Below are 7,135 nucleotides of genomic sequence, written 5' to 3'. Positions count from 1 at the left end.
TAATAACAATAATAATAAAGACTAAAAAGTCGAAGGGAGAAGTGTCCAGATAATGGCGCTCAGATTAGTAGGCGGTAGAGATGTTTTCTCTACCGCCTTTTTATTTGTCCTGTTACAATGGTGACCGTTTAAAATCAGCCATAAGCTGATTTAGCCGCTAAAGTAGAGCAACCCAAGCTTTATAGTGCAAACTGAATTCTTCTGGCTAGGCCAGCATTGCGATGCCGATTGATTTGCGCCTCGCCCAAAACCTCTTAAGTGAGACGATCAAGATTATGAGTAGAAAGAAAAAATCACGTAAAATTCCATCAAATGGACCGGTTCGTTTAAGCCAAGATAAGCTTAAAGAAATGCGTGCATTAAAAGAGCAGCGCGTAAAAAAAACCAAAGGCGCTAAGCCGGGTTCACGTAACGCGCCTGAGTTATTAACTGAGCAACAAAGTAAGGCAAATACTGGTGCGAAAGATAAGCGCATCGGCAGTAAAAAAGCGGTGCCGTTAGTGGCGGTTGCTGCTGAGCCGAAAGTAGAAATGAAGCGTAACTTAAAGCCAACCGCTGAACTTAAAAAGTCGCAACAGCCGGAACTAACACCTGAGCAAGAGTTAGCAGCACTTGAAAACGATGAGCGCTTACTAAAATTAGTGGAGCGCCATGAACAAGGTGAAATGCTGACGGGCAAAGATGCTAAATACTTTAATAGCCGCATTGCACGTCATCAAGCATTGTGCGAGCTGTTAGGCATTGAAGATGAAGACGAGTTTGAAGACGACTTTAGTGAAGAGGCTAATTCAGACTTTGATCAGTACTTATCAAATGATTTAGCCAATGAATGGCTAGATGACGACGATGAAAAGTAATAAGGGTCAGTAATGAGCACAGCGATGATCTTAGCCTTTTTAGTAGGTGGTGCGATTATAGCGGGCTTGGCTTTTTATGCGGGCCAGTTGCTTTATAAACTAAATGCGCAAAACAAATTAATTGCTAAAAAGCAGGCAGAGCAACAGCAAAAGCTAAAGCAATCGCGCTTAAAGCGTAATGCCAAATTAGCCGATAGCATTCACTTAATAGCACGTGCTATGCACGAGCAGCAATGTGAATTTTCAGAAGGCTGTTTACGTATTTGGGTGCTTATGTCGCAGTATGGGTTTGAATCGGAACTAGATTTAACACAAGCATATCCGGGCATTTATAAAATGTACCAAGTGGTTAAAGAAATGCCGACTCACGATGCACGTAAAAAATACAGCAAAAAAGAGATTTTTAAGCAAGATACTACGCGGTGGCGAGCAGAAGAAACGCACAAAGATGAAATTTTAGCTGACTGTGCAAAAATTATTACCGAGTTTAAAGCGGCCCCAGGCAGCGAAAATGTGGTATTTAATTAGCTCGATAAGTACTGGTGACTGACGTTTAAATGTTAAAAAACAAAAAAGCAGACCTTGGTCTGCTTTTTTGTTTTTATCTGTTAGTGGATGGCCAGTGGCTAAATCACCCGCGAAAAGCGAGTGCTATTTAGGGGCTGTTGTAAGTACGCATCAAAGCACATACAAATAATACGAATAAATAGCTTACCACGCGCAGTCACACGCAGCATATTATCCGCAATAGTCACCATGCCATCGGCTATTAACGGCTTAATCGCCGTGAGTGCATCTGCAAAGTAGTGGTTAAAGTTAACGCCATGGTGCTGACTAAACGCCCGCATATCTAACTCAAACTGGCAGATAAGCGTTTTAATTGCTGCTGCGCGTATTACATCATCGCTGTTTAAATGTACGCCTTTGTTAATCGCACTGCCGTGTGTGGTATTTAGCGCGTGGTAGTAGCTTTTCAAGTCTTTATGGTTTTGTAATAGGGTGTGGCCAATTAGCGAAATTGACGAGACCCCTAAGCCTAATAAATCACAGTGTTGATGGGTGGTATAGCCCTGAAAGTTACGATGTAGCTCGGCCTTATTTTGCGCTATTGCTAACTCATTGTCGGCTTTAGCAAAATGATCCATACCAATAAATTGATAGCCTGCGTCTAACATTTGCTCAAGAGTATTTTTAAACATAGTCAACTTATCGTGCGCACTGGGTAAATCAGCGTTTTTAATTTTCCGCTGTGCGGCAAAGCGCTCAGGCAAGTGAGCGTAATTAAATACTGAAACACGGTCGGGGTTGAGTGCAATCAATTGCGCTATGCTGTGCTTAAAGCTACTAGGGGTTTGTAACGGTAAGCCATAAATCATATCAGCATTAATTGATGTAAAGCCCAGCTGCCGTGCTTGGGTTATTAATTGTTTAAGCTTGTCTGCATGTTGTGGGCGGTTCACCGCTAATTGCACCGCATCGTTAAAGTCTTGAATACCAAATGACACGCGATTAAAGCCTAAGTCCCTTAAATTAACCAGCATATTATCGGCCAGCGAACGGGGATCGATTTCAATACCGCGCTCAGTATGGGCGCTAAAGTTAAAGTGTTGCTCTAATAACTTAACTAAGCGGGTCATTTGTGTACTGGTTAAAAAAGTTGGCGTACCGCCGCCTAAGTGTAGCTGCTCTACCGTATAGTGCTTAAATAGCGGTGCTTGAGCGATAATTTCTGTTGCAAGAAAATCAAGGTAGCTATCGGCTTTAGCTTGATGGCGGGTAATGACTTTATTACAGCCGCAGTAGTAGCAAAGTTGGCTGCAAAAGGGAATATGAATGTACAGCGATAACGAGCGGCTAGTTGCTGACGCCATGGCACTGAGCAAGTCTTGCTGTTGAAAACCCTCTGTGAGTGATAAAGCGGTTGGGTATGAGGTATAGCGAGGGCCAGCCACATTGTATTTTTCGATTAGGGTTTGATCCCAGATTGGCAGTTCTTTCATCACGGACACCTAAATAATTATTCAGCTGCGGATTATAAAAAAGTCGTGCGCAAGCGGTGTTGATCTACAACAAAAAAAGGTGCCGTAGCACCTTTTTAATTATGTTAGCGTGAGGCTAATTATTGCATAATCGCATCTTTTAAATACTGAAATAACTCTTTGTGCGCTTTGCCTACTTTTTCGGCTTTTGCTTCTTTGGCTGCATTGCGGACTAATTGACGCATTTTTTGGCGCTCAAGCATCGGGTATTGCTCAATAGTGGGGTTAATTAGCTCATCGCCTTGAACAATTAAATCACTACGCAGTTGCTCAATTTTTTTAATTAATACTTCTGCTTGGTTATTTTTATTCAGCATAATATCGATAATCGCTTTGATTTCTTCGATATTTTCTACGGTGCGTAATGTTTTAGCGATGTAATTTAAATGGCGACGATAGGCATCACTTTTATTACTAATTTTGTCAGCAACTACCATGGCTTCTTTTAAATCATCATTGAGCGGCAAACGTTCACGTTGCTTTTTACCCATTTTAGCGATTTCAGCTCCTAACTGATGTAGCTCTTGCGCGTCGCGCTTCAGCTCAGTTTTAGAGACATATATAATTTCTTCTTCAATTTCAGCAGACTTGCTCTTTTTCTTCGCCATGGGGTGCTCTTCTAAATAAATAACTTTTACCATTATACATGATTATATTAATTGGGTATGTGGATATTTTATGGTTAAATTTACTGCAGTGCGTGGCACTGTTAGCTAAAATTAACCCAGTATATCAATTTGCCAGTTATAAGTAGGCAATAACCACCTCGCTGCCGTGATACCCAGTAGGGTAAGCGAAATCCAGCAGTACAAACTGCACGCCGCCATAGCAATAGTAGCTGATGTGCTGCATTGAGTGTGTTAGCATTTGCATATAAGAATAGCGTGCAATATTGCCTTTAAGGCTCAGGATTATATTTATGACAAGCCCACAACACGATCCAATTTATTCTCAACTCTCTGAAGTAAAAGAGGCGGTAGCAGCCGTGCTCGAACATGCAAAAAAATTAGGCGCCACGGCCGCAGAAGCCGCGATGTCGAGCACTTCGGGTTTATCGGTGAGTACTCGTATGGGCGAGGTAGAAACCATAGAGTTTAACCAAGATGGTGGTTTAGGCATTAGTGTTTATGTGGGTAACAATAAAGGCTCGGCGTCTACCGCCGATTTAAGCCCAAAAACATTACGTGCTGTGGTTGAAAAAGCGATAGATATTGCCAAATTTACCTCAGACGATCCGTGTAATGGCATTGCTGATAAGGCGCTGCTTGAATTTGCACCAAAAGATCTTGATTTATATCACCCCTGGGACGTCACTCCGGAGCAAGGAATTGAGCTATGTCATGCTGCCGAACAAGCGGCATTGAATGCTGATGCGCGTATTGTTAATTCGGATGGCGCCAGTTTTTCATCGCATCAAGGGCTGCGAGTTTATGGTAATAGCCATGGCTTAATCGCGGGTTTTCCTCGTACTCGTCACAGTATTAGTACTATGGTGATAGGCAAAGAAGGCGAACACATGCAACGTGACTCGGCGTATACCGTGGCACGCGATCAAGCCGGTTTAACCGATGCGGCAGCAGTAGGGCGAGAAGCCGCTGCGGAAACACTGGCTAAACTAAACAGCCAAAAGCTAGGCACCATGAAGGTGCCGGTTATTTTTAGGGCTGACATTGCTAATTCATTGTTTGGTCATTTAGTGTCGGCTATTGGTGGTGGTGCTTTGTATCGCAAGTCGAGCTTTTTGCTGGACAGCTTAGGCAAACCAATTTTTAGTGATTGTGTCAATATTGCCGAGCGCCCACACATTCTTAAAGGGCTAGCCTCGTCACCGTTTGATAGCGAAGGGGTAAAAACCTTTGATCGTGAAATCATTCAAGGTGGCGAATTACAAACCTATTTATTAGCCAGCTACGCAGCGCGCAAAATGAATATGACGCCTACCGGCCACGCCGGTGGCATTCATAATTGGTTGGTAGAGCACACTCATAATGATTTAACCGCACTGTTAAAAACCATGGGCACCGGCTTGCTGGTAACTGAATTGATGGGGCAGGGCGTTAACACCGTCACCGGCGATTACTCGCGTGGCGCTGCGGGTTTTTGGGTGGAAAATGGCGAAATTCAATACCCTGTAAGCGAAATTACCATTGCCGGTAATTTAGCCGAGATGTTTAAAGGCATTGTGGCGCTTGGCGGCGATATAGAAAAGCGCGGTGGTATTCAAACTGGCTCAGTGTTAATAGAGCAAATGCAGATAGCAGGCGCTTAGTCGCACAGCGCAGTGTATACTCAAGTTGAGCGATGCTTGACTTGAGCCATCGCAGCAACACGTTTTACGAGGTGTAATATGGCGAAAGATAGATATGCGCCAAAACCATTAACCGATATTATGGCAGGGCTTAACAACCGCTTGTCGGCGTATGCGGGTAAAAGCCAAGCCCTCGATCAACAACAAACCTTACTACGTGACTTTTTAGGTACTAAATTAGCGGATAAATGCCGAGTGAGTAATTATCGCGACGGTACCTTAATGATAGAAGCGGTGTCGGCACCGATTGCGCTGCGGCTAAATTATTTAAAAATGGACATGTTGTCTCACTTCAGGGCTGCCGGTATGGCAGAGCTTGGGCAAATTAAAATTACGGCTAACCCGCAAGCCACTCAGCGTTTAAGTACGGTGAGTAAAACGAGCGGCACGGCAACGACGAACTCGCGCAAAATGAGTTTGCAAACGGCTGAATACTTAACGGCCCTTGCTGCTTCGGCCCCGCCTTCATTAAAAGAAAAGCTCGAGCGCCTGGCTCGTCATGGCAGCAATAAAAAGTAATCAACGCAATTCATTTTGTCGCTTAACCGCTTATCTAAGCGGTTATTTTTATGCGTAATAAATTGAAAATACTTTGTTACACATTCTATTTTATTGTTGTTCGCATCAGGTTTATGATGGTGATATTGATGCTTATTTTATTAAACACTTCCAATCACAGCACGCAATGATTACAGCTGTTGCCGCTAACTTTTAATGAAATAGCTATTTGTGTTCACTAATCAGTAGGATCCTTATGAAAAAAATAACTATCACCGCCGCTGCTATTGCCATGGCCCTTGGATTAATAGGGTGCGGTGAAAAGCAGCCTGCAACGCAAGTAACCAAAACGGCAACAATTAAGACGCCAGTCGCTGCGTTGGGATCGGGCATCGAGCTGGAAAATATCGATCAGTCGGTGCGTGCGCAAGATGACTTTTATTACCATGTAAATGGTCAATGGTTAGCTAACACCGAAATTCCCGCTGATAAGTCTAATTATGGTTCGTTTTCACAATTATATGATGAGTCGCAAAAAGCGATGAAAACCGTGCTTGAAAACGCGGTTGCGAACAGCGCGGCTGCAGCGGGTAGTGATGAAGCTAAGCTCGCGGCATTTTATCAAAGCTATATGGCAGAAGAGGCACGTGAAGAGCTTGGCATGTTGCCATTAGAGCCCGCACTAGCAAGTGTTGATGCAATAACAGATAAACAACAGCTGGTTACATTAATGGCGCAGTTGCAACTACAAGGGGGGACGTTACCCTTTGGCTGGTATGTTAATAACGATGCTAAAAACTCCAGTGCATATGCCTTGTATGCTTATCAATCTGGCTTAGGTTTACCGGATCGTGATTATTATTTAAAAAATGATGAAAAATTTAGCAAAATTCGCGCTACCTACCAAACCTACATGAGTGCTATTTTAGCGCATGCTGGGGTTGCCAATGCTGATGCCGCAGCAAGCAATGTTTTTGCTCTTGAAGCAACACTGGCCGATGCGCAGTGGAGCCGAGTAGAAAGCCGTGATGCGACTAAATCGTATAATAAAATGAGTATGGATGAAGCGAATACGCTGCTGGGCGACTTTGATCTTGCTGCGTATTTTAATGCCCTAGGTATTAATAGTGCCGAGCTCATTGTGAGTCAGCCGAGCTACTTTGCAAAGCTCGCCAGTATTTATAACAACACCGATTTAGCCACATGGCAAAACTACCTTAAATTTCACTTTGTTAGTAATTATGCTCAGCTACTCAATAAAGAGTTGGTCGATCTAAAGTTTGATTTTTACGGCAGCACGTTACGCGGCGTAGAACAACAAGCTCCGCTTTGGAAGCAAGCCGTTGATGCATCAAATAGTGTGTTAGGGGAGATTTTAGGTAAGGTCTACGTTAAAGAGCACTTTCCGCCAGCAGCCAAAGCGCGTATGGAAC

The 7,135-nt window shown here is 43.5% G+C and carries 6 protein-coding genes and 1 pseudogene; 5 read left to right on the top strand and 2 right to left on the bottom strand.

Annotated elements, in window-relative coordinates:
* Positions 1–275: 275 nt before the first annotated feature.
* Both yihI and ABYB02_RS12775 read left to right on the top strand, forming a co-directional pair.
* Positions 276–857: a Der GTPase-activating protein YihI gene (gene yihI / locus ABYB02_RS12780; protein ID WP_372762826.1), complete on the top strand. Its 582-nt coding sequence runs from the start codon at positions 276–278 to the stop codon at positions 855–857.
* A 12-nt stretch (positions 858–869) separates the two neighbouring features.
* The gene (locus ABYB02_RS12775) at positions 870–1,385 is read left to right on the top strand and encodes a DUF2489 domain-containing protein (protein ID WP_372762825.1); all 516 of its coding nucleotides are present in this window, start codon (positions 870–872) and stop codon (positions 1,383–1,385) included.
* Positions 1,386–1,483: 98 nt separating this feature from the next.
* Here the strand turns inward: ABYB02_RS12775 and hemN are convergent, their stop codons facing one another.
* Positions 1,484–2,857, bottom strand: a complete 1,374-nt coding sequence (gene hemN, locus ABYB02_RS12770; protein WP_372762824.1) for an oxygen-independent coproporphyrinogen III oxidase — start codon at positions 2,855–2,857, stop codon at positions 1,484–1,486.
* 119 nt (positions 2,858–2,976) lie between these two features.
* Positions 2,977–3,504, bottom strand: coding sequence for a ribosome biogenesis factor YjgA (gene yjgA, locus ABYB02_RS12765; RefSeq protein WP_372762827.1), 528 nt, complete (start codon positions 3,502–3,504; stop codon positions 2,977–2,979).
* 311 nt (positions 3,505–3,815) lie between these two features.
* Between yjgA and pmbA the strand changes: the two genes are divergently transcribed.
* From pmbA to ABYB02_RS12750, 3 genes and pseudogenes are all read left to right on the top strand, one after another.
* Positions 3,816–5,165, top strand: coding sequence for a metalloprotease PmbA (gene pmbA, locus ABYB02_RS12760; RefSeq protein WP_372762823.1), 1,350 nt, complete (start codon positions 3,816–3,818; stop codon positions 5,163–5,165).
* A 78-nt stretch (positions 5,166–5,243) separates the two neighbouring features.
* On the top strand, positions 5,244–5,723 hold the full coding sequence (locus ABYB02_RS12755; RefSeq protein WP_372762822.1) for a DUF721 domain-containing protein: 480 nt from the start codon (positions 5,244–5,246) through the stop codon (positions 5,721–5,723).
* A gap of 235 nt (positions 5,724–5,958) precedes the next feature.
* Positions 5,959–7,135 (top strand): annotated as a pseudogene (locus ABYB02_RS12750) (peptidase M13); the annotation flags it as partial.

It is taken from the genome of Pseudoalteromonas sp. (assembly GCF_041613455.1).
GTDB lineage: Bacteria > Pseudomonadota > Gammaproteobacteria > Enterobacterales > Alteromonadaceae > Pseudoalteromonas.
This window is presented reverse-complemented; position numbering and strand designations above follow the sequence as displayed.

Coding starts and splice junctions, on each gene's coding strand:
- yihI (WP_372762826.1), top strand. CDS start 276: ATGAGTAGAAAGAAAAAATCACGTAAAATTCCATCAAATGGACCGGTT.
- ABYB02_RS12775 (WP_372762825.1), top strand. CDS start 870: ATGAGCACAGCGATGATCTTAGCCTTTTTAGTAGGTGGTGCGATTATA.
- hemN (WP_372762824.1), bottom strand. CDS start 2,857: ATGAAAGAACTGCCAATCTGGGATCAAACCCTAATCGAAAAATACAAT.
- yjgA (WP_372762827.1), bottom strand. CDS start 3,504: ATGGCGAAGAAAAAGAGCAAGTCTGCTGAAATTGAAGAAGAAATTATA.
- pmbA (WP_372762823.1), top strand. CDS start 3,816: ATGACAAGCCCACAACACGATCCAATTTATTCTCAACTCTCTGAAGTA.
- ABYB02_RS12755 (WP_372762822.1), top strand. CDS start 5,244: ATGGCGAAAGATAGATATGCGCCAAAACCATTAACCGATATTATGGCA.